The following is a 24217-nucleotide window of genomic DNA, read 5'->3' as shown; positions in this document are numbered from 1 at the left end:
GCTCTATGCCCTATGCTTTTTTAAATTCCCCCGCCATCCATCCAGGTATGTGTTTCTTTTTTATACCCGGTTAATATATCAGATGAAAATATGTTGTGGTCCTTTTCCATACGTTTTATTCTATCTTCCAGTTCTTCCTGCATTTTTAATATAATTTTTACTACATCAGCCACAGGGTCAGGCAGAATCCCATGGTCTAAATCCAACGGATGGGCTTTGGGGTATTCAATAATTCTTCCCGGAACACCAACCACAGTAGCATCATTAGGGACCGGTTTCACGACTACTGAGTTAGACCCGATTTTAACATTATCTCCTATCGTAATAGCCCCCAAAACACAGGCATTTGAACCAATTACCACATTCCTGCCGAGAGTCGGGTGCCTTTTTTTCTTTTCTAAACTGACCCCGCCAAGCACCACCCCTTTATAAATCAAACAATTGTCCCCTATTTCAGCTGTCTCCCCGACCACCACACCCATTCCATGGTCGATAAATACTTTTCTGCCGATCTTTGCCCCGGGATGAATCTCTATACCGGTTAAAAATCTTGCCAGATGCGATATCAAACGCGCAAAAGTATAAAATTTATTATCATAGAAAAAATGGGCTATTCTATAAAACCAAATTGCATGTAATCCAGGATAACAAAAAAGAACTTCAATTATATTTTTAGCAGCCGGGTCTTTTTCAAAAACTGATTTAATATCTTCTCTAATTGTTTGAAACATCACTTACTTCTTCTGATTGTTCAATTTCTTCTTTTTTCGTCTTTTTACTCTTTTTCTCTTCCGCACTTGAAGGGTTGATAACTTTTTTAGTCCTTTTTTTCTTCAACGATTTTTTAACCGCTTCTGCAAGCGTAATCTCCAGCGCCCCCTGGTTTTTATTATATTCCTCAATTATCCTGGCTTCTTCTTCTTTGGCAAAAGCCTTCTGGCTTAAAATAATCTGCCTTGTGACTAAATCCACTTTAACAACTTTTGCCTCCAATGTTTTACCCAAAAGTTCAGATTTATCTTTTTTAATTAACCCGTCCAGGACCTCGCTGAATGACAAAAACCCGGAAAACCCGTTTTCCAGTTCAACAACATAACCGCTGGAAGTCAGTTCTTTAACATTAATATTAAATACTTGTTTTTCTTTATTTGTTTTTTCAAATTCGGAAAGAGGATCTTCCGAAAGCTGTTTGACCCCTAAAGATATTTTTTCTTTTCCCTTATCAATATTTAAAACCAGGGCTTCTACCTGCTGCCCTGCATTGTAAATTTCGCTGGGATGGTTAATCTTTTTAGTCCAAGAAATATCAGTTATATAAACCAGCCCCTCAACCCCTTCTTCCAATTCAACAAACACTCCAAAATCCGTAATATTTGAAACTTTACAGTTAACCCTGGATCCTATCGGGTATTTTCTGTCTATTGTTTCCCATGGATTTGGCTGGGTCTGTTTTAAACCAAGCGATAACCGCCTGTTTTCTTTATCAATGGATAAAATAACAACAGGAGTTATCTGCCCGGTTTTTAAAATCTGGGATGGATTTGTAATCCTTTTTACCCATGACATATCCGAATTATGGATAAGCCCTTCAATACCTTCTTCTATTTCCACAAAGGCACCATAATCCATGAGGTTTGTTACTTTACCGTTCACAACCTGCCCTGTCTGGTATTTTTGGCCGATCATTTCCCATGGGTCAGAGGTTTTTTGCTTCAACCCCAAAGATATTTTATTTTTTTCGCGGTCAAAACTGATTATTTTGACTTCTATTTTCTGGCCGAGAGAAACCTTTTCAGAAGGATGTTTAATCTTACCCCATGACATATCTGTTATATGCAATAATCCATCCATACCGCCCAGGTCAACAAACGCCCCAAAAGCAGTAATATTTTTAACTATACCTTCTCTTATCTGTCCCTCCTCTAAAGTAGAAATAATTTCTTCCCGTTTAGATTCTCTATCCTCTTCCAGAACTATTCTCCGGGAAAGAACTATATTATTCAACACCCTGTTAATCTTTATTATTCTCATTGGAAAAACTTTCCCGACAACTTCTTCCATACGAGAAACGGGCCGGACATCAAGCTGGGATGCCGGAAGAAAGGCCTTGACCCCGATATCAACTTCAAAACCGCCTTTTATCTGTTTAATGACCTTTCCTTCCACTATTTTCTGATTTTCATAAGAATCAACAATCTTGTCCCATGTAACCATATACGCGGCTTTTTCCCTCGAAAGAACAACTAACCCGTTTTTATTTTCCATCTTCTCCAGAAACACATTTACTTCATCCCCTTCTTTTACCGTAAGCTTGCCTTCACGGTCAATAAATTCAGCTTTAGGAACAACCCCTTCCGATTTATAATTAATATCAACAATCACTTCTTCACTTTTAATCTTTACGACCTTCCCCTTGATTATATTTCCTTCTTTCAAAGATGCCATAGATGAATAATACGCCTGTTCCAGATCTAAATTATCGCTGTCTATTACACCTCCCTGCAAACCGTTTTTTTCCTGCATCGCCGTATCAACACCTTCCTTTTCAATTTTCTTTGCCGTTTTTCTGCCTCGTTCCATTAAAAAAAATACCTCCTTCTTTCTAAAATTCAAAAATAATTTTTTAGCTTTTTAACCACACCTTTAATAACCCAATCGGGTGTTGAAGCACCTGCTGTAATTCCTATTCTTTCATTACCTTTAAACCAGCTTTTTTTTATTTCATCCTCTATCTCTATATGATACACCCTGGCACCTGCATTTCTGCAAATATCCGCGAGATGTGTTGTATTAGCACTGTTTCGTCCGCCAATTACAAGCATTATGTCTACTTTTTTGGCAATCATCTCCGCTTCTTTCTGGCGTTCAGTCGTTGCCTGGCATATTGTATTATATATCTTTAACTCGCGATATGTTAATAAAAGCGCGTTTATTACTTTAATAAATGTTTCTAAAGTTTGCGTGGTCTGTGATATTACGCCAATTCTTTTTTCCCCGGGAGGGATAGTTTTTAAATCCTTTAAATCCCCTACCGCGACAGCCTTACCTTTAGCATATCCGATTATGTTTTTTATTTCAGGATGGTTTTTTTCACCGACAACAATAACAAAATATCCTTCTTCCTCTAATTCTTTAGCCAATTTTTGCGCTTTTAAAACAAACGGACACGTTGTATCAATAAATTTCAGTTTTCTCTTTTTTATTTCCCCCCATCCTTCAGGCGATATGCCGTGGGAACGGATTATCACAAGATTATTGCCGATTTTTTTAAAATCATTAATCGGAACAATACCTTTTTTCCCTAACCTCGCGACCTCCTGCGGATTATGTATCAAGGGCCCCAGTGTATAAACTTTAATATTATCTCTTGCGGCCTGGTTCGCTAATTTTATAGCCCTTTCCACTCCAAAACAAAATCCCGCGCTCCTGGCGCATATAATTTTTTCAGCACTCATTTTCTTTTCACAAAGCGGTCAGTTTCTGACAACAATTTTATAGCGCACATTATATCTTTCCCAATCTGCGTATAAATATCTTTTGATCCTTTTTGCGAAAGGTATTTATCAAAATTCAAGGGTTTTCCAAAAATTACTTTGACCTTTTTTGGCCTGACCATCCATGCACCCCGGGGAAACGCTTTATCCGTTCCTGTCACAAAAACAGGGACTACGGGGACTCTGCTGTGATAAACAATAAAACCTATTCCCGGTTTTGCCTCCTGGATCTCCCCAGTCGGGCTTCTCGTCCCCTCGGGAAACAATAATAGCACATTCCCTTCTTTCAAAACATCCAAAGAATTCTTAAGAGCCGACTTATCCAATACACCCCTTTTAACCGGAAAAGCATTAAATATCTTCACCAGCCAGCCCAGCACCGGGACGGTAAACAACTCTGCTTTAGCCATAAAGTGCATGCGGCGGCGGCTTGCAGTCGGAATAATTATAGGGTCAAGAAAACTAAGATGATTTGATGCTAAAATTACCGGCCCTTTTCCCGGAAAATTTTCAATTCCCTTTCGTTCCAATCCAAATAAAATTTTGGACAACACATTCGAAACAATATGGACTACTTTATACCACATCAAGAATTTATAATCCTTAAAGCCTGTTCCACCATTTCAGGGATATTCAAATTCGTCGTATCAAGATATACCGCGTTATCAGCCATTTTGAGCGGGCCGTATGCCCTTGTTTTATCTTTTTTATCCCTCTCGGCCAATTCTTCTTCAATCTCTGAAAGGGTCGGGTTAAATCCCTTTGCCATAAATTCCCTGAATCTTCTGTTAGCGCGTTCACGCAATGCCGCATCAAGATATATTTTTTTTGAAGCATCGGGGAACACCACTGTTCCTATATCCCTGCCTTCCATTATAACTTTATTTTCTTTTACAAAACTCCTCTGTATCTTTACCATCTCTTCTCTAATCTCTTTTACCTGGGCCACGTAAAAAGTGTTTTTTGTCACCTCCGGGGTCCTTATTTCATCTGTAACATCAGCCCCATCGATAAACACTTTCAGATTTTTGCCATCCGGCTTTAATTTAATATCTGCTTTCCTGGCCAAATCGATCAATAATTCTTTATTATTAAAATCAATATTCAGATTTAATATCTTTAATGTCAAAGAACGATACATCGCTCCCGTATCAATATATAAAAGGCCTAACTTTTCTGCGAGCAACCTGGCTAATGTAGTTTTACCCGAACCTGCCGGGCCGTCAATGGCGATTACTGTGCTTTTCATAATTAAACCATTAGATTATACCAGTTAGCAAATAAAAGTCAAGATTAAACTAAGTGACGAAGTATCCCCGAAAATTCCCTGATTTGTTTTTGCGTCTTTCCTGCAATTATGCCATTTTTCATCCGTAAGCATCCTGTTCTGTGTGTAGGTTTTTTGGGGTTCGGGGAGTAAGGGGGGCGTTATAAAATATTTTTACAGCGGTTTGTTAATAAAACAAGTATTATTTTATTAAAAAGGCACAGTTTTATACTTTTCATATTTCTAGAAATTCATCTGGTTTTATCATCGGATAATGTTTTTTATTCAGTGTCCATAATTTCAAAGAATTTATTTTTGTCATTGCTCCTATCAGGGCGTCAGCAATAGTTAAATTATGAGCTTTTGCATATAGATTAATAAATGAACCTGCAATTTCACCAATCTTTTTATCAATTGCTAAACAATTAAAAGAATCTAGAAATATTTCTGTTTCAATCTTTTCTTTTTCCCGCAAACCAGCATATATTTCTGTTATCTGTATCGGTGTGATAAAAATAATTCCTTTATTTTCACCAACAATCTTTTTGAATTTTTCTTTGATTTCTTCGTTTCCCCTTAAAAGCCATATAATAATATCTGTATCAATCATTACCATATTTTTCTGTCCTTCCTCATATTTCTGACATAGTCTTCCGCGCTAATTTTTTTATCTTTCCATATCCCAAAAACTTTTTCTGTTTTTTTCAGCATGTCGGAAATTTTATATCTCACTTTTTCATCCAGGCTTTCCCTGACAAGCTCAGATACAGACTTATGCTCCGCCTTTCCCTCTCGTTCCAGAAAATTAAACATGTTTTCATCAATATATATTTGTGTTCTTTTCATTTTATTACCTTTCCTTATTTAGATTTTAGAATGATGTATATATACATTATTCTATCGCCACAACAAATATTTGTCAAGAAAAAACGCATCGCCATTTTCCCGTGGAAAAATCAAAATCTTTCTTAAAGTCAATCAATTTGGAAGGCCGGATGTTTAATGCTTGCCCTTTAAAAAATCATAAAATTCTGAAGTAGCCTGTTACCCTGGTAAGAACCAACATTCTTTACATCTTAAATCATTTTTATTCAAGTAATATTTTAGGAATACTAGGTAAACCAAAAAAAGGCGCAAATTTATTATACCCCTTCCCTATATCTTGTAATCTTTTTTTACTTGTTGAAATTAATCTGAGAGCTTTGTTTACACGTGAATTCTCATTAGAAAAATAATCTATAAATTCTTCTATTCTTTTCCTGACACTTAAATTCACTTCCTTCTCACCTTTTGATGCAACTTTTTCTAATTCAGAGAAAGCCTTCTCTGTATTTTGTAATTCATTTTGTATACGTTTTTTTTCTTTATCGTCTGTGATTTCTATATCAACTTCATCAAGAATATCTTCTTTAAGATTTTTAAATAAACCCTGAAAATTCTTTACATCCTGAATCAGTGTTTGACTTTGTGTTGCAGTTAATGTCGATTCCTGTTTTTGTTCTTGTTGTATATATATATTAGTATTAGAGTTAACATCAATACTTATATTCTTATCTTCATCCATAATGTCTTTATATCTCGAATCTATTTCGGTAGGATTAAATACACTGCCAATTAATTTTGGTATAGAAACTTCTTCTGAACTTTTATGGCAATCAATTTTCCTCTTTCCTTTTTGAATATACTTATCAATGTCTCCATATTCAAAAAAATTTGGAGCCGTTAGAGTAACACATTCCCTACAGATACAAGGGATCATCTCCCTATAAGGAAGATTTGGGAAAGAACTTTTATGTATCTTTTTTATTTCTTCACGTATGAGGGTTAAAAAATCTTTACTATTATTCAGATTTCCCCTTATACGGATTTCTATTACTTTTAATCCTTCTTTCTCTGTAATACGTTCTATGACTTGTGCAAATATTCCATTTTTACTTAGCACTACTCCTTCTTGCCACAAATTGTGTTTGTAAATATATTCATGCATTCTTACAATCAAACGACTTACTATTCCTTTAGGCATAAAGGGATATTGGAATCTAAATTGCAAATTAGCTTCATTATCCCAATTAAAATCAGGTCTTATTTTGGATAATAATAAAGGAATAATATATTTATTATTACTACCGGGTATTTTGTAGCAAAGATCAAATTTGTCTTTTAATATTAATTGAAGCAATTTAACTCTTTCTTCAAAATTATACCCTTTTCTCTCCCAAATTTTATCAATATCAGCTTTTTCGAAAAGGCCATTACTTTCTTGAATATTGTTGTTGGCAAGTACTGAATAAACTGCATCAACAGCCCAGTTGGGATCCAGAAACAAAATATCGCAAAGATTCTCATCCTCAGAAAAATGTAATACAATTCCAAGAAGATGAAAATATTTCAATATCAAAAACCTACCTTCTTCTTTGTCAATTCCGTTACTACTGCAAATATCAAAATATTCTGCAATGTTTATATGTTTTTTGCTTTTTCTTTCTTCTAATTCTCTGCGAATATTAATCCATTTTGAAGGCACTTCTTTTCCAATATGTTCAAGGCTACGAATTTTTTCTTTCATTGTGTTTATGAGAAAATCAAATCTTCCATCGCTGATATTTGAAAAATTCACATCCAGTTTTTGAAGGTTTAAATCCGGGAATAATTCCTTGTATTTCTTTTCATCATAAATAAATGACCTTGCGGAATTAAAATTGATTTCATTGAACAACACAATAACAGGGCTGTTTTCCCCAAGGATATTAATAATATTAAGCCAATAATCAAAATTTGAAAGCTCTTTGCGTTTTTCTGCCAATAAAATATACAAACAATCGGGGGTAAGAAAAAATTGATGTAACATCAATTGTATGTGGTGTCCACCAAAATCCCAAACATGAGCTTTAAAATTATTTTTTTCATCAACGCTAAATTCCCAATTTGGCTGAACATTAATACCAAGTGTAGATTCTTGTTTTTCATTAGGTACAAGAAAATTTCTATCAAATAGTTTGTTCATCAAAGTAGTTTTTCCTGCCCCGGGTTCTCCAACAATCATTAATTTAGTTTCATAGATACGATCCTTGCCTTGACTCGCCAATTGCTCAAAATAATTTTTTATCGATTTTTTTCCCTCCTTTACAATTTCAGGTGGTGGATTTTTTAAAAAATACTATTAATAGTGAGAACTCCATCCTCCCAAGATCCCCATTTGATTTCCATATCAAAATTTGTAATCCATGATGGTAGTTCCTTTATTGGATTATCACCTAAGGCTAAAGTATGTAATTTGTTTAAATCTTTTAATGAGGACAGATCAACAATTTGATTATTATGCAAATATAAACCAGTTAAATTTTTAAAATATTTTAATAATGAAATATCTACAATTTTATTATTATCAAGGAATAAAATCGATATATTGCTTAAATTCCTAAGAAGAGAAATATCATTGATTTGATTCTCCCCTAATGATAAACTATTTAAATAAGTTAAATCCTTAAAGGGGGAAATATCATTAATGTGATTACCCACCAAATTTAGTTCAGAAAGCTTTTTTAATTTCTCTATGAATGGAATAACAGCATATAGTTTATTATTATCCATATGAAGGTTTCGCAATCCCAAACCTACAACATCCCCATTTTGGTTTAGCGTGTACCCTTGTATATTCCATCTAATCCTATCTAAAAGTCTTAACTCTATATTCAGCTCTCTTTCTATCTGTCTAATAACATCAAAGTCATTCATGCTTTAGTTACTCCTATTTTTTATATTAAAATCTAATGCAAGATAATATCTATTATAAAACTTCCATTAAAAAATAACTGAAGATTCAAGAAATGGCGGGAAGGGATGGATATAATATTAATGGACGGCAAGATTCCTCGCAATTCCATTTAATAATTGTAACATTATACATCAAATTTATAATTCTGTTCAATAAATAATATTTTTCAGAAGTACAGAAGTATCCCCATTTTTTGAAATTTAAAAAAATTTATACCTTTACACTTATTTTTTTGCTTTGTCCTTATTTTTCAACTACTTACTGCTTTTTATATCTATTTTTTGGGGACAGTTCATTAAACTAAGTGCTCTGTTACATAAATTTTGATGTGATAACAGAGGCTATTTTGCCAAATTAGAAATGTCCTATTATTACCAAAATAGAAATGTCCGGTATGATTGTTGAGAATGTTCAAAGGATTACGATAATAACTTAAGGGCGGAAAATCCAGTAAAAGAATAAAAAGATAACACTCATTTTCAAAATAAGAAAGATTATTTCTGTAACCTCATCCTGTTTGGTTTTAAAAGCCCAGTCAAGCCGGACTCTTTTTACATTTTGTTTTATTTTTCTTTTTTTAAATATTTTTTTGAATCTCATATTGATTAAAATTATTATCGGAAGGCGATATTTTTGCTTTATATTTTTTTTAAGATTTTCTTATATCTATTTTTGGCTGAGATGTGTTCCTGCAGGGTGCGGGTGAATTCATGTGTCCCGTCGCGGCGTGATACAAAAAACAAAAAATCGCTTTTAGCGGGATTAAACACGTTCGATAATGCGGATTTCCCGGGATTACAAATCGGCCCGGGGGGAAGGCCGTAATGAAGATAAGTATTATAAAGAGAATCTATCCTTAAATCTTTATTATCTAAATTGCTTTTACGCCTTCCAATGGCATACATAACTGTAACACATGATTCCAGCTTAATTCTTTTTCGCAGGCGGTTTAAAAAAACAGAAGCTACCATTCTTCGCTCACTATCAGTATTTGCCTCTTTCTCCACAATCGAGGCTAAAATCACGCAATCTTTTAAACTTAAAGTATTTTCTTCATCCTTTTGGCTAAACAACGGCAAAACAATATAATTAAATTGTTCCTTCATTAAGTCTATAATCATCTGTTCACTCATGCCTTTATACAAATAATATGTATCAGGAAATAAAAAACCTTCGTCATCCTGGCTTAAAGAAATAAATTTTTCCCTGTCAACCAGTTTTAAACCTGCCAGAAGTTCTGCTATTTCGGTATTTGTGTAACCCTCCGGTATGGTTATCCTTATTCCCTTTATTTCACCGAGATGAATCTTTTTTAAGGCTTCTTTTGCCGATACAGGTAAAAAAAATTCATACTCCCCCGCTAAAAGGGTTGAATCCCAGCCTTTTATTTTTAAATAAATGCGTGTAAAAAATTCATTTTTGATAATGTCGCTGGATTTTAATATTCTTATGATTTCCCTGGCAGAAACGTATTGCGGGATAGTCACAATTACCGACTTGCCCGGTTTATCCTGTCTGCTGAAGTTAAACGGATAAAAAATACTGTAAGAATAAAACCCTGCAAAAAAAACAATGATTAAGGAGAAAAATAATAATATTCTATGTTTCATTATCATCAGAGGGATTATTTATTTTCAGGCTGTCCAGATAACCCTGCAAGATTAATACCGCGGCTAACTGGTCAATAAACTTTTTTCTATTTTTTCTGGAGACGTCCGCTTTTATAAGGACATTGGCGGATTCTTTGGAAGTAAATATTTCATTCCATTCACAAACGGGAATCTTAATTTTCTCTTTTAAAAATAAAATAAATTCCTTTACCTTCAGTGTTTGTTTAGTTTCTTCACCCTTAAGATTTTTAGGCATGCCTATGATTATTTTATCAACCAGATGTTCATTTATTATCTTTTGCAATTCACAAACAGTATTATTCCATGAAATATTTTCGAGTGTGTTCAATTTCCCGGCAATAATACCAAGCGCGTCAGAAATGGCCAAGCCAATTCTCTTTTCACCGTAATCTATTCCTAAATAACGCATCAGTCGCTTCGCTCCAGTATAAAGTCAAAAGTTTTAAGTTAAAAGTGAAAGTGTCGTTTCACGACAATTATGTAATTTTATCCGCCAAAGGCGGATACCACAACTTTTCACTTTACACTTTTCACTTTATTAATTTGCCGTAATCGGTCCTTTTGAGCTGCCTGTTATAAACTGCCTGACAACAGGGTCTTCTGTGTTTTTTATTTCATCGGGGGTGCCGTAAAAAACAACCCTGCCTTCATATAACATCGCAATCCTGTCCGCGATTTTATATGCGCTCCTCATGTCATGGGTAACAGTCACCGATGTAACGTTGAGGCTCCGGTTCAGGTCAGAAATTAAATTATCAATCGCATCCGCCATAATGGGGTCCAGCCCGGTCGTAGGCTCATCATAAAGCACAATTTCAGGATTTGCGGCAATAGCCCTTGCAAGGCCTACCCTCTTTCTCATACCCCCGGACAATTCCGCCGGTTTTAATTTTTCCACACCCGGCAGCCCGACCAGCTTTAACTTTTCTGCGACTATCCCGTCAACAAATTCCTGGGGGAATTTATTCTGTTCTTTTAATCCGAAAGAAACATTTTCCCCGACAGATAAAGAATCAAATAAAGCCGCTCCCTGAAACAACATGCCGAATTTACGCCTGAAATCATTCAATTCTCTTTCCTTAAGCCTCGACACATCCACACCATCAATAAGAATCTGACCTTTATCAGACCTCAAAATACCAATAATCAATTTTAATAAAATACTCTTCCCGCACCCGCTTCTTCCGATAATTACAACAGATTCGCCCTTTTTTATCTCCAGGTTTACGCCATTTAAAACCTTTTTATCCTCAAAATTTTTATAAACGTCAGAAATTTCTATCACTTTATAAATTCCTTTTCATTATTTACGCCAAACCGGCAGGTCATTTCATAATTTATGGTCCCAATTTTCTTTGCTAATTCCGAAGCTGTAATTGCCTCATTTCCCTGCCTGCCCATCAACACAACTTCTTCCCCCTGTTCAGGTTTTACTCCCCCAAGGTTGACAAGCATACTATCCATACAAATGGTACCTGCCTGCGGATATTTTTTCCCTCTGAAAATAATATTTGTTTTGTTTGATAAAACCCTGCTGTATCCATGTGAATAACCGACAGGCAGTGTAGCTATGACTGATTTTCTTTTTACATAATATGTGTGATTATAGCTCAAACCGCATCCTGTTTTGACTTCTTTTGAATACATAATCCTCGATTTTAAACTCATAACGGGCTTTAAAGATATTTTTTTAGTATAGCTTTTAGCATCGCCCGGGTAAAGGCCGTAAAGAATCACCCCGGGCCTCACAAGATTAAAATGCGAACCAGGATAATTCAATATACCCGAGCTGTTGGCTATATGCAGGGAAGGTATATTGATTCCCATATCTTTAGTTTTATTAATTACGTCTTTAAACAATTCAAGTTGTTTTCCTGAAAATTTTCTGTCGCCGTGGGCTTTTGCAAAATGCGAGAAAACACCCTCAATTTTCAAATTTTTAAGGCTGGAAACTTTTCCAATAAATTCACAAAATAAATATGGCGGAACACCAAACCGCCCCATTCCTGTATCAACTTTTACATGGACAGGATATACTTTATTTCTGGTTTTTGCCGCAAGATTGAATTTTTTCGCAAAATCAAATGTTAAAACAGTCGGGATAAGACAAAAATCTGCAATTTCCTCCGCTTCTTCCGGAAAAGACGGCTGTAACAGAAGTATCTCCCCTTTTATTCCTGATTCACGAAGTTCGCGACCTTCTTTTAAATTAGCTACCGCGAACCTCTTAACGCCGTTATCAGCTAATTTTTTGGCCACTTCTTTCGCCCCGTGTCCGTAAGCATCCGCTTTAACAACAGCGCAGATTTCCGTTTTTGGGTTTATAATTTTTCTTATTTCAAAAAGATTATGAACTAACGCCGATAAATCAATTTCAACCCAGCTATATTTCATGAAAACCGCCCTCATGACTAAAACATTATCGGAAACCAAAAGAAAAATTAGGCATATCTTAAAAATTGGCGTTAACTATTAAATATTTTCCTCACGGTCCGATAAATTTTCAAACTTCGTATACTCTTTAATAAAAGCCAACTTGATAGACCCAACCGGCCCGTTTCTTTGTTTGCCAATTATTATTTCGGCAATATTTTCACTTTCTGGAGAAGGAGGTGCGTTTTTATCTTGATAATATTCTTCGCGATATATAAAAACTACAAGGTCGGCATCCTGCTCTATTGAACCGGATTCTCTTAAATCAGCCAGCTGCGGGATATGGTCACCCCTGGACTCTACCGCACGGCTGAGCTGGGATAAAACCATTACGGGGACATTTAATTCTTTTGCCAGCGCTTTCAATGAACGGCAGATATTTGTTATTTCCTGCTGTCTGTTTTCCACTCTTCTCGCGGATTGCATAAGTTGTAAATAATCCACAATAATCAAACCGATATTTTGCAGGCTCGCCAACCGCCGTGATTTGATACGCATCTCCAGGTCCGATACCATCGAACTGTCGTCAATAAATATAGGTGATTCAGCCAGTTTCCCGCCTGCGATTGTTAACTTCGGCCAGTCGGATTCCCTTATAAATCCGGAACGGACATCATGGGCGTTCACTCTTGCCTCGGCGCAAAGCAAGCGCTGGACTAATTGGTCCCGTGACATTTCCAGGCTGAAAATTGCCACCGGAATTTTCTGTTCAACCGCTATATTCTGCGCCATTGTTAAACACAGGCTTGTCTTTCCCATCGAAGGCCGGCCCGCCACGATAATCAAATCTCCTTTATGAAGGCCTGCCGTCAGCATGTCGAATTTCGGAAACCCGGTCGATAATCCTGTTACATATTCTTTCCGGTGATATAATTTTTCAATATTATCAAATGTCCCCTTCAAAATGTCCTTAACCGGGACAAAACCCTGCTTAATCTTTTCCTTGGAAACATCTAAAATAAGACGTTCCGCATTTTCTAATATTGAATCAGCTTCTTTTTCATCAGATATGCTTTCGGACATAATATGTCCTGCAGCTTTGATAAGTTCCCTGAGGGTCGATTTTTCTTTGACAATCTTTGCGTGATGTTCTACGTTTGCGGTAGTATCGGTGTTTTCCAGAATAACAGTTAAATACGCCGCGCCGCCTATTTCCTCCAATAAATTTTTTTTCCGCAGGTTTTCAGTCAGGATAATAAGATCAACAGGCTGGTTTTGTTCAAATAGTTCGAGAACAGCAGAAAAAATCTTCTTGTGGGAACTGCGGTAAAAATCATTTTCTTTTAAAATCTCAACAACTTTACCCACGGCCTCTGGATCAAGTATCATTGACCCGATAACCGCTTGTTCCGCCTCGATATTTTGAGGAAGTTTTTCTAAATCCGCCCCGGAAGCCTTCATAGACTCCCCCTTTATTCTTTTACAACACAAACTTTTATGACAGCGGCAACATCTTTATGGATTTTATAAGTTATATTATAAACACCCAGGCTTTTTAACGGCTCTTCCAGATTAATGTTCCTCTTATCAATAATGATACCCTGTCCCTCTAAAGCCGCCTGGATATCAGCCGAAGTAACAGCCCCGAATAATTTATCTTCTTCACCGCATTTCCTGGCTATTGAAATAGACAGGTTTTCTATCTTTGCCGCCAAAGATTCTGCGTCTTCTATTTTTTGTTTCTCAAGTTTTTCAAAACGCGCCTTTTCTATCTCGTAACGTTTAATATTTGAAGCTGTAGCAGGCAAAGCTAATTTTTTTGGTATAAGAAAATTTCTTGCATATCCTTCTTTCACTTCAACAATTTTTCCCCTGTTTCCCAGCTTTTCAACATCCTGAATAAGTATAACTTTCACCCCGCCCTTCCTTTCTTAATTTTTTTACTTTCAACAAAATACTAATCAGATATTATACCCCGTTCCACCCTGCTTCATTTTTAGGAAGAGCGGGGTTCATTATGCCTCCCGATATTATCTTTAGTCTTCAGTCTTTAGTTATCTACTATTCCGCTACAAACGGTAGTATAGATATATCTCTGGCCTTTTTTATTGCCGCTGTAATTTTACGCTGGTGTTTAGCGCAGCTCCCGGATATTCTCCTGGGAATGATTCTTCCTCTCTCCGATATAAAACTTCTAAGGCGGTTTACGTCTTTATAGTCTATTGTCCAATCCTCGTTCGTGCAAAATTTACAGATTTTAGGTTTTATAATGACCTTTGCCTTCTTCAATTTCGCATTTTTTGAATTCCTCGAATTTCTTGAATCCCTTGAATTTCTTTCCATAACTCAAAGCACCTCCCCGGATGAAACTTCCCCGCTATAACAACGAGGTATATTTATTTAGTTGTTTTCTCCAAATTAAGAGGAAATTTGCTACTTGTCCGCCTCTGGCGGATTAAAATGGCACATCTCCATCATTGTTTTTTGAATCATCTGTATCTTCTTTAAAACTTTCCGCGAAATCGCTTTCGCCGGAACCTGATTGCGGTAATTTGCCTAAAAATTCTATTTTATCTGCGACAACTTCAAGATTACTTCTTTTTTGCCCGTCTTCTGTTTCCCATGACCTGCTCTGCAGCCGCCCTTCGACAAGAACAGGACTTCCCATTTTCAGATATTCGCCGCAAAGTTCCGCCAGTTTTCGCCATGCCACGATATTCACATAACAAACTTCTTCTTTTTTTTCTCCAGAGGTCGTTTTGTATAAACGGTTAACCGCGATTCTAAAATTTACCACCGCCGTCCCGCTTGGGACAAAACGCAATTCAGGGTCCCGGGTTAAACGCCCAATTAAAAAAACTCTGTTTAACGTCCCTAGTCTTAAATCTGCCATTTTCTTTCCCTTCCTTCCAATATATAATTATTCTGCCTTCGTTACTAAATGCCTGATAATACTGTCATTTATTTTAAAATTTCTAACAAGTTCATCTATAGTCTTTGGCTCACAGCTAATCTTCATAAAAACATAATTGCCTTTGCTCTCTTTCCCGATAACAAAAGATAATTTTTTTCTCCCCCATTTTTCAAGGGATTCAACTTTACCGTTTGTAGATGTTACTATCTGCTGAAACTTGTTGATAATTTCTTCTGATTCTTCGTCTGTCTTATTCGGGTCAATAATATAGATCACCTCATAATTTCTCAAACAAATCACCTCCCTGATTTTATTAGAAGTATTTTTCTTCCAATTCCGTTTCCTATTTAAAAAAATATATTATATATAATATTATTTTATTTGGCAAGAAATATTTTAAATTAAAGTCATTTTATTTTAAACCGATAATTAAAACAAACAAGGGGGTCGTGCCCCTTGTTAAATATTTTAAAAAAAACATTTGAAAATTTTTTATAATTAAAATATAATCGAACCAAAATGAACCCCGCCCATCCTAAAAAGAAATTTGGTTATCTTTTAAAAAGGAGCGGAACGGGGAAAAAGAGAATTATGCTTTTCCTTAAAGGAGGGGCTGGGTGAACTCAAGAATAATTGCGATCGTGAATCAAAAAGGCGGCGTGGGAAAAACCACCTCTGCCGTAAATTTAAGTTCCGGGCTTGCCATGCTCGGGAAAAAAACACTTCTCATCGACATGGACCACCAGTCAAATACAAGCGCGAGTTTAGGCGTGCGCCCGTTGGCGCCGGAGAACACAATATGCCAGCTTTTTACAACACCTCCGGAAAATTTCAATATTTCCTCGATTATCCTGGAAACCATGGTAGACAACTTGTTCCTGATTCCTTCACACAGGAATTTATCATCAGTGGAATTAGAACTTCCTTATAAAACCAATATCGATAATAAAACTATTTTAAAAGAACGGCTTTCAAATATTTACAACAGTTATGAATTTGTTATTATCGACTGTCCGCCATCCCTGAATCTCCTGGCGATTAACTGCCTCACCTGCGCCAAAGAGATTTTAATCCCCATAAAAAGCGAGGATAAATTTTCGCTGGATGGAATTGTCCAGCTTCATTCAGTCATAGCGAGCATAAAACAAAATCTTAACCCTGACATTGAAATAATAGGATATTTACCCACATTTTACACTTCAGCCACTAACCTGGCCAGGGAAATTTTAGACCAGTTAAAGAAACAATTTGATAAACAGGTTTTTGAAACAGTTATCGGAAAGAGGGTCCATATCGCAGAGGCCCCAATCGCGCACCAACCGGTCCAGTTATATGCCAAAGGCTCTTACGGGGCAAAAGTATATAACGAACTGGCTAAGGAGGTAATAAACCGTGGCAAAGAAAAAACTATTGGCTGATGACTATTTAGCGACACAGCTCGCGAACTTAACACCCGCACCAACCATTTCATCCTCAATTATCCGGGGTCCGCTTGTTAAGCATTTGGTCTTGAAAGAACACCTTGAAGAAGAAAAAAAAGCTGTTGAAGTCACAACAATAGACCTTAACCCGATAAAAAAAGAAATCGGGACGTTAGCCGTTAAATTTATGGGAAAAAAAGGCAGGCTTATCGAGGAAAAAATACAAAAAGCGGGTTCCCCGCGTGAAATCATGCAGTCTCTAAAAGACATTGAAAAATTCGCGTCGATCTTTCTGAAAACAAAAACTGCGGAACAAATGTTGGAAGAAATGCACTGGACGGCAAATCAATTTATCCAGCCATAAATTTAAATAAAAAAATAATTTACTTTAAACCTATCCTATGTTATATTACTAATAAATTTTTGAGGATAGAATGGGAAAGATGTTTTTAAATAAGTTTTTATACCTGTTTTTTTTAATCTTTGTCAGCCAGATGGCAATCCCTGCTTTTATAAAAAAACAAGAATGTAAACAATTTCCTGCAATCATTATGATAAATATGAGCCGGTCTGTTATAAAAACAATCGCACGTGATTCCCTCAGCCAGGAACTGGAAAACGTAAAAAAGGAGTTTGAGAAAAACAATCTTCATATAAAAAATTTCAGTTATACCCATGTGGATACTTCCGTGTTGTTTAATATCTCCACTGCCAATTACCAATTTCTCGGCGAAGCCCCGCCCGGTGTAAAAAAAGAAATAAAAATAACTTTTTCATGCAGTAAATTCACACTTTACAGGATGTCCATGGTTGAATACGATTTTAAAGCGGACGACGCAAATGAATTCAATATAAGCGGGGAACCTATTGAATTTAAAATAATAGCCGAAAATGATATTTACAATTTTTATTTTACATATAATATAACACCTGAAGAACAAATTGTCCCGAAAGTAAAAGAGATAAAAAAAGAAGAGCCGAAAGCGGAATTAAAAGAAAAACCAAAGGAAAAAACAGCGGTTGTTGAAAAAGACACTGTTATTTACTCATATGAAACAAACCTTCCACCGGTAATAGACGGGAAAGACTCGGATAAGGCATGGGAATTGATCCCCTTTGTCAATATAAGTCTTTCCGGCAGGCTTGAGATGCAAAATATACAGGTAAAATCCATTTACACAAAAAAAGAAATCTTTTTTATTTTTAAATGGCAGGACACAACAAATAATTACACACATAGATTGTGGGCATGGGACAAAAACAGGAAAACTTATTTCGAAAATGCAAGCCGCGAAGACAGGCTGGTCATTAAATTTTCTTTAAACAGCAATTTCTCTTTATGCCCTGAGGACGGAATTAATTCCATTGCCGATGTCTGGGATTGGCGGGCAGGATTGACCAATCCCTCAGGATATGCCGATGATAAAAAAGAGATAATGAGTTTAAAAAAAATACCGCGTTCATATGAAATTAAAACAAAAGACAATAAAAAAATTTTCCTTCAATATATGCCCGATGAAGGTACTGCTCCCTACCGGCAGGACATAGCCACCACATTTTCGGGAGAAACTATTCTTCAATTTATATCCCAGAAACCTTCCGGCAGCCGTGCAGACGTCCTGGCATCCGGGGCATGGGATAAAAATTACTGGATAGTGGAATTTGAACGTCCGCTTGCAACTTCTGATAAAGAAGACGTCCAGTTCAATATAAAAGACAGCCTTAATTTTTTAGTCGCGGTTTATAATCATTCAGAATTACATAACCATAACTATTCACAAAAAATAGTTCTTAAATACAAATGAGGAGTCACTTATGGAAGAAAAACCTGTCGGCGAACAAATTCAATACTGGTTCTCGGTGCTTGTAATACTGGTTATTTCTATTAATCTTGTGGGTATAACCGGCGTATTTCAAATAAGAAAACGGCTGAATCAAACTATAAATAAATACCAGCCGTTAGTAAAATTATGCGAAGGGATATATACAAACACCCTGTCATCCCAGATGGAAGCATATAAATTTCTCGCGGGTTATTCACAAAATACCAATTCATTAACGCCGCACCTTAAGGAAATACAAAAACTGATTGATGAATTATCAGGCCTGCAATTAAGTTCAACATTAAATACACAAACCCAGCAGATAAAAGAATTGCTTGAAAAATATGAAAAAACCGCGGCCCTTCTGGAAAAATCATCCACGTGGGACCAAAAAGACCAGATCCAGCAAAATCTTATAAATATGGGAAAAGAGATTATAGAAATGGCTTTGCAGTTAAAAAATCAGGCGTATAATGAAATCTCCGAGAACAACGTTCTCTCCAATAAAACCATGAAAAGAGTAATATTTCTTTTCCTGAGCCTTTGCGGAGTAAGTATAATTATTACATTCCTGGAATATAAATTCTGGAATAAACTTCAAAAAATATTACTAAAAATATAACTAAAAATCATGAATACTATATTAGCAAAGTTAATCGACCTTCAAAAATTGGACACTGAAATTCTGCATTTGGAAAAAGAGGCGCAAAAAATACCGCAGGAAATCGATAAAAATTCAGCCGCGTTCCAGGAAAAAGAAAAGCAGTTATCGAATGCAAAAAACCTGGTTTCCGATCTGCAAAAAGAAAAAAGGAGTTTTGAACGCGAAATAGAGGCAAAGGACACAGAAATATCCAAATTAAACAGCCAGCTTTCACAGATAACCACAAATAAAGAATATTCCACGCTCTTGTCTGAAATAGAAAATAAAAAGAAAGAAAAAGGAAAAATAGAAGAAGCCGTATTGGAAATTATGTACAAAACAGAATTACAGGAAAAAAATGTCAAAAACGAGGACAAGATATTCTCTGAAGAAAAAAACAAGCTTGAAATGGAAAAGAAAATAAAAGAGCAGGAATTAAATAAAATTAAAATTTCCATCCAGGAGAAAAAACAATACAGGGCCGGACTCGTAAAAGACATACCCAGAGACACATTACATATGTATGAACAAATACTCCGTTCCAAGGATGGAATTGCTGTAACAAAAATTGATTTCAGCAAAGAAATTTGTCTCGGGTGTTACATGAGCCTGCCTCCCCAGCTTATCAACGAAGCAAAATCCAACAATAAGCTTGTCAATTGTGATAAATGCGGGAGATTCTTATACTGGGAAGAAGAAATTCATGCCCAAAATAAAAATTAACTACGTATGCCAGCAATGCGGATTCACCACTCCAAAATGGCTGGGTAAATGCCCCGACTGCAACCAGTGGAACAGTTTCACGGAAGAAATTGAAGATGATAGTCTGTCTCACGGGATACAGGCAATATCCGGTTCAAATTCTCCTCAACTGCTTCACAACATAAAGATTGAACCCGAAGAAAGGATGAATACGGGGCTCAGGGAATTCGACCTTGTTTTAGGCGGCGGGATTATCCCTGGTTCTTTAATCCTTATCGGCGGCGAGCCCGGTATCGGGAAATCAACGCTTCTTCTGCAGACTGCTGATGAACTTGGTAAAAAATACGGCAAAATACTATACATATCGGGAGAAGAATCGCTGAAACAAATAAAATACCGCGCTGAACGTTTATCGGTCACTTCAGAATTTATATATCTTCTTTCTGAAAATATCCTGGAGGTCATTTCAGACCAGATTCAAAAAAATAAACCAAAATTGGTGATCATTGATTCAATCCAGTCAATATATAAAAATTCCATACCCGCGTCGCCTGGAACAATTACCCAGATACGGGAATGTGCCAGTCATTTGATGTCACTGGCTAAAAACGAATCAATTGCCACTTTCATAATCGGCCATGTAACAAAGGACGGGGCTCTCGCTGGCCCAAAAACACTGGAACACCTGGTCGATACTGTGTTATACTTTGAAGGTGATTTGCATCATAATTACAGGATACTCCGGACCATAAAAAACCGTTTTGGGAAGACTTCAGAAGTGGCTATTTTTAGCATGGAAGCTAAAGGATTAACAGAAGTATCGAATCCATCATCCGTATTTATCACGGAACGGCCTAAAAAAACACCGGGTTCTGTAATTACGGTAATGATGGAAGGCACCCGCCCAATTCTCGTGGAAATACAGGCGCTTGTAAGCCCCTCAAGTTTCAACATACCCCAGAGAAAATCAACAGGAATCGATTATTCAAGGCTTATTTTAATTATCGCGGTCCTTGAAAAACGGCTCGGGCTTTGCCTTTCTTCCCAGGATATATTTGTCAATGTGACAGGCGGTCTGGATGTATCTGAACCCTCGGCTGACCTTGGAATTGCAATGGCTATATTTTCTTCATTCAGGAACATCCCGCTTGATGAAAAAACGGTTTTAATGGGAGAGATCGGCCTTGGCGGTGAAGTCAGAAGCATAAATTATGCTGAACAAAGGATTAACGAGGCGGAAAAACTGGGCTTTCAAAAAATAGTCCTTCCAAAATATAATCTAAAAAATATTAATAAAATTCCGAACATAACATTTAAAGGGATATCATCTGTTGAAGAAGCAACAGAATTCGGATAGGAGCTAATATGGGAATATCATTCATAAGAATTATTTTTATTGTTGTTTCGGGTATATTGAGTTACAGGCTGACATCTAAATTATTTACAATATCTCCTTATATTGGAACTACAATAGGAATTTTAATCGCTTTAATTATTATAGCCGCTGAAGACCGTCTAAAAAAAGTATCACTAAAAAATATTCTTATAATTATTTTAGGGCTTGCCGCTGGATTGACTCTTGCAAATATTGCCTTTACTTTATTTCTTCCAATTATCAATGATGATTTGGCATTTTTTGTTCGTATTTTTCTTAATCTTATTGGTGGATACTTCGGCTTAACCCTGGCATTCAAGAAAGGCGGAGATTTAACTATTCTCGGGTCCAATATTATCATTGGTTCAAAAGATCAAATGCTTAATTATAAAATTCTTGATACTAATGTAATCATAGACGGGCGGATTGCGGACATAGTTGAAAGCGGTTTTTTAGAAGGGACCCTGGTTATTCCCCAGTTTGTCCTTAACGAACTCCATCATATAGCCGATTCGGCTGATAACCTGAAGAGGAACCGCGGGCGGAGGGGCCTTGAAATCCTTAATAAAATTCAAAAGAAACAAAATTTAAAAGTCGAAATAAGCAATAAAAATTTTCCTGAAATACAGGAGGTGGATGAAAAACTCGTGGCCCTGGCCAAATCTCTTTCATGCCCGGTAGTTACCAATGATTATAACCTGAATAAAATTGCCGAATTGCAGGGAGTAATGGTCCTGAATATAAACGACCTCGCGAACGCGGTTAAACCGATAGTCCTCCCGGGTGAAACCATGCGCGTCCGTATAATCAAGGAAGGAAAAGAATTTTCGCAGGGAATCGCTTTTATGGATGACGGGACCATGATTGTAGTAGATAACGGCAAAAAATTCGTCGGCCAGAATATTGAGGCCCTGGTGACAAGCGTCCTTCAAAACACCGCGGGCAGGATGATTTTCGCGCAGTTTAAACAGGAAGTAAAAAATGAGTAGGGGCCAGGTTATGAACCTGCCCTGTTACAGGAAGCAAAAATGATAAGCGTTGTAATCCCCTCAGCAGGATTTGGTAAAAGAATAGGCTTCAAAAAGCAATATTATCTTTTAAATAAAAAACCAATTCTTGCCTATACAATTTCGATTTTTCAAAACAGCCCTCTTATTTCTGAAATCATATTGGCAGTGCCAAAAGATGACATAACACTCTGCAAAAATAATATCGTGGCAAAATATAAATTTGATAAAGTCAAACAAATCGTCGCAGGAGGTAAAACCAGGCAGGAATCGGTATTTAACGGCCTCAATGCCTGTAATCCAAATTCAGGGCATATTCTTATACACGATGCGGTACGCCCCTTTTTTGACAAAAAGTTACTCCCCAGTTTAATACGTGAAGTAAAAAAAAATAAGGCCGTCGTCACCGCCGTGCCTGTAAGAGATACAATAAAAATAGTTTCACGGGACAAAAAAATAATAAAAACTCCTCCCAGGAAAGATTTATTTCAGGCCCAGACACCGCAGGCTTTTTCAAGTGAATTGATTTTAAAAGCCTATCAAAAGGCTTTTGAAGAAAAATTTACAGGGACCGACGATTCAAGCCTGGTAGAACGAATGGGTAAAAAAGTAAAAATTTTTATCGGAAACGAGAAAAATATAAAAATCACCACGCCGAATGATTTGGCCATAGCGGAATTTTTGGCATCGAGAACTTAAAAAAGGATTTTCCAAAAATATGCCTGAATTAGAAATTAAAAGATTAGTAAAACACTCCCCTATCAGTGGATCAGCAAATAATAAATATAAAAATGTTATTTTTGGATCACTTTTTGTGATTGCCGGCATTATTTTTATAATTATAGTTTCCCATAACAGGCCACCCGGAGATCAATCCGAAATGCCTTTCCCGTTGGTTATCAGCACACTTCTATTTTTTCCGTTCTTTGGAATATGGATTATTATTGCGAGCTTAAAAGAAATTTTCCGTAATAAAAAAATGGAAAATATTCAAAAGTTTTATCCAAATGAACCGTGGCGGTGGGACTATTCGTGGGATTCAACAGGTATTAATGACAGAAGCGTGAAGTCCGCAGAAAAAGCCTTCGGATTCGGAATCTTCCTCACTTTATTTCTTATGCCGTTTAACTGGGTAGCCTTTATATCCGGCCAAATTCCTGAAGCAAGAATCACTTGTGGATTAATAGTCGGTTTTTTTGACCTCTTAGTTATCATGATCTTCGGCTACAGTATTTATCTTTTTTCCCGGAAGAGGAAATACGGCCCAGGAAGATTGAAATTTATCTCATTTCCTTATTTTCCCGGAAGTGAGCTAAACGTTACTTTCCAGACTGAAAAAAAACTCAGTGATATACGACAATTGAAGGCCACGTTGAGATTTATTGAAGAACGTTATGAGATGAGGGGTGGAAATATTGAGACTATATGTTACCAGCTTTACGCGGATACGCTTACTTTAACAGGTCAGGATTTTAAATACAACAATTTGTTGACACTTGATTTGAAGTTTTCGTTACCACAAAATGGCTGTGAGACTAAACTGAAGGACAGACCGGCGAAATATTGGGAATTGGAAATTATGGCAGATACACATGGCATTGACTATCATGCAAGTTTTTTACTGCCCATATACAGTTCATCCTATTGAATCTAGTGCTCTGGCACCTAGCCCAAGTTCCGCAGTGTGATATTGGGAATGATATTTTTTAGCTAAAGGAAATCTAAAAAAGCTTGATAAATCAATAGCGGATTAAAAAAAAGTGAATGTAGTGCAGACCACCCTCTTGAATAA

At 36.4% G+C, this 24217-nt stretch carries 27 protein-coding genes; 9 read left to right on the top strand and 18 right to left on the bottom strand.

The annotated features are described in order from the left end of the window. Positions 1 to 20: 20 nt before the first annotated feature. From cysE to rpsF, 18 genes are all read right to left on the bottom strand, one after another. Positions 21 to 731, bottom strand: coding sequence for a serine O-acetyltransferase (gene cysE, locus AB1498_10180; protein ID MEW6088654.1), 711 nt, complete (start codon positions 729 to 731; stop codon positions 21 to 23). Beyond that, entirely contained in the window at positions 715 to 2580 is a 1866-nt protein-coding gene (locus AB1498_10175) for a 30S ribosomal protein S1 (protein MEW6088653.1), read from the bottom strand. Before AB1498_10175 ends, cysE begins: the two co-directional genes overlap by 17 nt. A gap of 29 nt (positions 2581 to 2609) precedes the next feature. After that, positions 2610 to 3455, bottom strand: a complete 846-nt coding sequence (gene ispH, locus AB1498_10170) for a 4-hydroxy-3-methylbut-2-enyl diphosphate reductase (protein MEW6088652.1) — start codon at positions 3453 to 3455, stop codon at positions 2610 to 2612. Beyond that, positions 3452 to 4081, bottom strand: a complete 630-nt coding sequence (locus AB1498_10165; GenBank protein MEW6088651.1) for a lysophospholipid acyltransferase family protein — start codon at positions 4079 to 4081, stop codon at positions 3452 to 3454. Before AB1498_10165 ends, ispH begins: the two co-directional genes overlap by 4 nt. Next, positions 4081 to 4743 (bottom strand): (d)CMP kinase, encoded by a 663-nt coding sequence (gene cmk / locus AB1498_10160; protein ID MEW6088650.1) that lies wholly within the window; start codon positions 4741 to 4743, stop codon positions 4081 to 4083. The genes AB1498_10165 and cmk overlap by 1 nt, the downstream gene beginning before the upstream one ends. A gap of 253 nt (positions 4744 to 4996) precedes the next feature. Then, entirely contained in the window at positions 4997 to 5371 is a 375-nt protein-coding gene (locus AB1498_10155) for a type II toxin-antitoxin system VapC family toxin (GenBank protein MEW6088649.1), read from the bottom strand. Continuing rightward, positions 5371 to 5607 (bottom strand): ribbon-helix-helix protein, CopG family, encoded by a 237-nt coding sequence (locus tag AB1498_10150; GenBank protein ID MEW6088648.1) that lies wholly within the window; start codon positions 5605 to 5607, stop codon positions 5371 to 5373. The genes AB1498_10155 and AB1498_10150 overlap by 1 nt, the downstream gene beginning before the upstream one ends. A 241-nt stretch (positions 5608 to 5848) precedes the next feature. After that, positions 5849 to 7846 (bottom strand): COR domain-containing protein, encoded by a 1998-nt coding sequence (locus AB1498_10145; protein ID MEW6088647.1) that lies wholly within the window; start codon positions 7844 to 7846, stop codon positions 5849 to 5851. Between the two features lie 62 nt (positions 7847 to 7908). Next, a complete protein-coding gene (locus AB1498_10140; protein MEW6088646.1) occupies positions 7909 to 8496 on the bottom strand; it encodes a leucine-rich repeat domain-containing protein in 588 nt (195 codons plus the stop codon). A 678-nt stretch (positions 8497 to 9174) separates the two neighbouring features. Continuing rightward, positions 9175 to 10146 carry an endolytic transglycosylase MltG gene (mltG, locus tag AB1498_10135; GenBank protein MEW6088645.1) on the bottom strand — a complete coding sequence of 324 codons (972 nt, stop codon included), beginning with the start codon at positions 10144 to 10146 and terminating at the stop codon, positions 9175 to 9177. Next, positions 10136 to 10576 (bottom strand): Holliday junction resolvase RuvX, encoded by a 441-nt coding sequence (ruvX, locus tag AB1498_10130; protein ID MEW6088644.1) that lies wholly within the window; start codon positions 10574 to 10576, stop codon positions 10136 to 10138. Before ruvX ends, mltG begins: the two co-directional genes overlap by 11 nt. Before the next feature lie 129 nt (positions 10577 to 10705). Then, positions 10706 to 11452, bottom strand: a complete 747-nt coding sequence (locus AB1498_10125) for an ABC transporter ATP-binding protein (protein MEW6088643.1) — start codon at positions 11450 to 11452, stop codon at positions 10706 to 10708. Next, the gene (alr, locus tag AB1498_10120) at positions 11449 to 12561 is read right to left on the bottom strand and encodes an alanine racemase (GenBank protein MEW6088642.1); all 1113 of its coding nucleotides are present in this window, start codon (positions 12559 to 12561) and stop codon (positions 11449 to 11451) included. The genes AB1498_10125 and alr overlap by 4 nt, the downstream gene beginning before the upstream one ends. A gap of 78 nt (positions 12562 to 12639) precedes the next feature. Next, complete coding sequence (gene dnaB, locus AB1498_10115) at positions 12640 to 14001, bottom strand: replicative DNA helicase (protein MEW6088641.1); 1362 nt, start codon at positions 13999 to 14001, stop codon at positions 12640 to 12642. An 11-nt stretch (positions 14002 to 14012) separates the two neighbouring features. Beyond that, on the bottom strand, positions 14013 to 14456 hold the full coding sequence (rplI, locus tag AB1498_10110; GenBank protein MEW6088640.1) for a 50S ribosomal protein L9: 444 nt from the start codon (positions 14454 to 14456) through the stop codon (positions 14013 to 14015). 145 nt (positions 14457 to 14601) lie between these two features. Continuing rightward, complete coding sequence (gene rpsR / locus AB1498_10105) at positions 14602 to 14883, bottom strand: 30S ribosomal protein S18 (GenBank protein MEW6088639.1); 282 nt, start codon at positions 14881 to 14883, stop codon at positions 14602 to 14604. 112 nt (positions 14884 to 14995) lie between these two features. Further along, positions 14996 to 15433, bottom strand: coding sequence for a single-stranded DNA-binding protein (ssb, locus tag AB1498_10100; protein ID MEW6088638.1), 438 nt, complete (start codon positions 15431 to 15433; stop codon positions 14996 to 14998). Between the two features lie 27 nt (positions 15434 to 15460). Further along, on the bottom strand, positions 15461 to 15745 hold the full coding sequence (rpsF, locus tag AB1498_10095) for a 30S ribosomal protein S6 (GenBank protein MEW6088637.1): 285 nt from the start codon (positions 15743 to 15745) through the stop codon (positions 15461 to 15463). 326 nt (positions 15746 to 16071) lie between these two features. Between rpsF and AB1498_10090 the strand changes: the two genes are divergently transcribed. From AB1498_10090 to AB1498_10050, 9 genes are all read left to right on the top strand, one after another. Continuing rightward, complete coding sequence (locus AB1498_10090) at positions 16072 to 16872, top strand: AAA family ATPase (protein ID MEW6088636.1); 801 nt, start codon at positions 16072 to 16074, stop codon at positions 16870 to 16872. Then, positions 16847 to 17239 (top strand): hypothetical protein, encoded by a 393-nt coding sequence (locus tag AB1498_10085; protein ID MEW6088635.1) that lies wholly within the window; start codon positions 16847 to 16849, stop codon positions 17237 to 17239. Before AB1498_10090 ends, AB1498_10085 begins: the two co-directional genes overlap by 26 nt. A gap of 70 nt (positions 17240 to 17309) precedes the next feature. Beyond that, positions 17310 to 18680: an ethylbenzene dehydrogenase-related protein gene (locus AB1498_10080; protein MEW6088634.1), complete on the top strand. Its 1371-nt coding sequence runs from the start codon at positions 17310 to 17312 to the stop codon at positions 18678 to 18680. A 10-nt stretch (positions 18681 to 18690) separates the two neighbouring features. Then, the gene (locus AB1498_10075; GenBank protein ID MEW6088633.1) at positions 18691 to 19320 is read left to right on the top strand and encodes a hypothetical protein; all 630 of its coding nucleotides are present in this window, start codon (positions 18691 to 18693) and stop codon (positions 19318 to 19320) included. A 9-nt stretch (positions 19321 to 19329) separates the two neighbouring features. Then, complete coding sequence (locus tag AB1498_10070; protein ID MEW6088632.1) at positions 19330 to 20064, top strand: C4-type zinc ribbon domain-containing protein; 735 nt, start codon at positions 19330 to 19332, stop codon at positions 20062 to 20064. Beyond that, positions 20045 to 21400, top strand: a complete 1356-nt coding sequence (radA, locus tag AB1498_10065) for a DNA repair protein RadA (protein ID MEW6088631.1) — start codon at positions 20045 to 20047, stop codon at positions 21398 to 21400. The genes AB1498_10070 and radA overlap by 20 nt, the downstream gene beginning before the upstream one ends. Before the next feature lie 8 nt (positions 21401 to 21408). Continuing rightward, complete coding sequence (locus AB1498_10060; GenBank protein MEW6088630.1) at positions 21409 to 22407, top strand: PIN domain-containing protein; 999 nt, start codon at positions 21409 to 21411, stop codon at positions 22405 to 22407. Between the two features lie 39 nt (positions 22408 to 22446). Beyond that, positions 22447 to 23124, top strand: coding sequence for a 2-C-methyl-D-erythritol 4-phosphate cytidylyltransferase (gene ispD, locus AB1498_10055; GenBank protein MEW6088629.1), 678 nt, complete (start codon positions 22447 to 22449; stop codon positions 23122 to 23124). Between the two features lie 19 nt (positions 23125 to 23143). Continuing rightward, positions 23144 to 24073 (top strand): hypothetical protein, encoded by a 930-nt coding sequence (locus tag AB1498_10050; GenBank protein ID MEW6088628.1) that lies wholly within the window; start codon positions 23144 to 23146, stop codon positions 24071 to 24073. Positions 24074 to 24217: the final 144 nt, after the last annotated feature.

The sequence above is a fragment of the bacterium genome (genome assembly GCA_040754625.1).
Classification (GTDB): domain Bacteria; phylum JACRDZ01; class JAQUKH01; order JAQUKH01; family JAQUKH01; genus JAQUKH01.
The sequence above is the reverse complement of the archived record's forward strand: the minus strand, read 5'-3'. Positions and strand labels throughout refer to the sequence as shown.

Bases quoted from the DNA above. Each gene is read 5' to 3' on its own strand.
- cysE (MEW6088654.1), bottom strand. From the start codon at position 731: ATGTTTCAAACAATTAGAGAAGATATTAAATCAGTTTTTGAAAAAGAC.
- AB1498_10175 (MEW6088653.1), bottom strand. From the start codon at position 2,580: ATGGAACGAGGCAGAAAAACGGCAAAGAAAATTGAAAAGGAAGGTGTT.
- ispH (MEW6088652.1), bottom strand. From the start codon at position 3,455: ATGAGTGCTGAAAAAATTATATGCGCCAGGAGCGCGGGATTTTGTTTT.
- AB1498_10165 (MEW6088651.1), bottom strand. From the start codon at position 4,081: ATGTGGTATAAAGTAGTCCATATTGTTTCGAATGTGTTGTCCAAAATT.
- cmk (MEW6088650.1), bottom strand. From the start codon at position 4,743: ATGAAAAGCACAGTAATCGCCATTGACGGCCCGGCAGGTTCGGGTAAA.
- AB1498_10155 (MEW6088649.1), bottom strand. From the start codon at position 5,371: ATGATTGATACAGATATTATTATATGGCTTTTAAGGGGAAACGAAGAA.
- AB1498_10150 (MEW6088648.1), bottom strand. From the start codon at position 5,607: ATGAAAAGAACACAAATATATATTGATGAAAACATGTTTAATTTTCTG.
- AB1498_10140 (MEW6088646.1), bottom strand. From the start codon at position 8,496: ATGAATGACTTTGATGTTATTAGACAGATAGAAAGAGAGCTGAATATA.
- mltG (MEW6088645.1), bottom strand. From the start codon at position 10,146: ATGAAACATAGAATATTATTATTTTTCTCCTTAATCATTGTTTTTTTT.
- ruvX (MEW6088644.1), bottom strand. From the start codon at position 10,576: ATGCGTTATTTAGGAATAGATTACGGTGAAAAGAGAATTGGCTTGGCC.
- alr (MEW6088642.1), bottom strand. From the start codon at position 12,561: ATGAAATATAGCTGGGTTGAAATTGATTTATCGGCGTTAGTTCATAAT.
- dnaB (MEW6088641.1), bottom strand. From the start codon at position 14,001: ATGAAGGCTTCCGGGGCGGATTTAGAAAAACTTCCTCAAAATATCGAG.
- rpsR (MEW6088639.1), bottom strand. From the start codon at position 14,883: ATGGAAAGAAATTCAAGGGATTCAAGAAATTCGAGGAATTCAAAAAAT.
- ssb (MEW6088638.1), bottom strand. From the start codon at position 15,433: ATGGCAGATTTAAGACTAGGGACGTTAAACAGAGTTTTTTTAATTGGG.
- AB1498_10080 (MEW6088634.1), top strand. From the start codon at position 17,310: ATGGGAAAGATGTTTTTAAATAAGTTTTTATACCTGTTTTTTTTAATC.
- AB1498_10075 (MEW6088633.1), top strand. From the start codon at position 18,691: ATGGAAGAAAAACCTGTCGGCGAACAAATTCAATACTGGTTCTCGGTG.
- AB1498_10070 (MEW6088632.1), top strand. From the start codon at position 19,330: ATGAATACTATATTAGCAAAGTTAATCGACCTTCAAAAATTGGACACT.
- radA (MEW6088631.1), top strand. From the start codon at position 20,045: ATGCCCAAAATAAAAATTAACTACGTATGCCAGCAATGCGGATTCACC.
- AB1498_10060 (MEW6088630.1), top strand. From the start codon at position 21,409: ATGGGAATATCATTCATAAGAATTATTTTTATTGTTGTTTCGGGTATA.
- ispD (MEW6088629.1), top strand. From the start codon at position 22,447: ATGATAAGCGTTGTAATCCCCTCAGCAGGATTTGGTAAAAGAATAGGC.
- AB1498_10050 (MEW6088628.1), top strand. From the start codon at position 23,144: ATGCCTGAATTAGAAATTAAAAGATTAGTAAAACACTCCCCTATCAGT.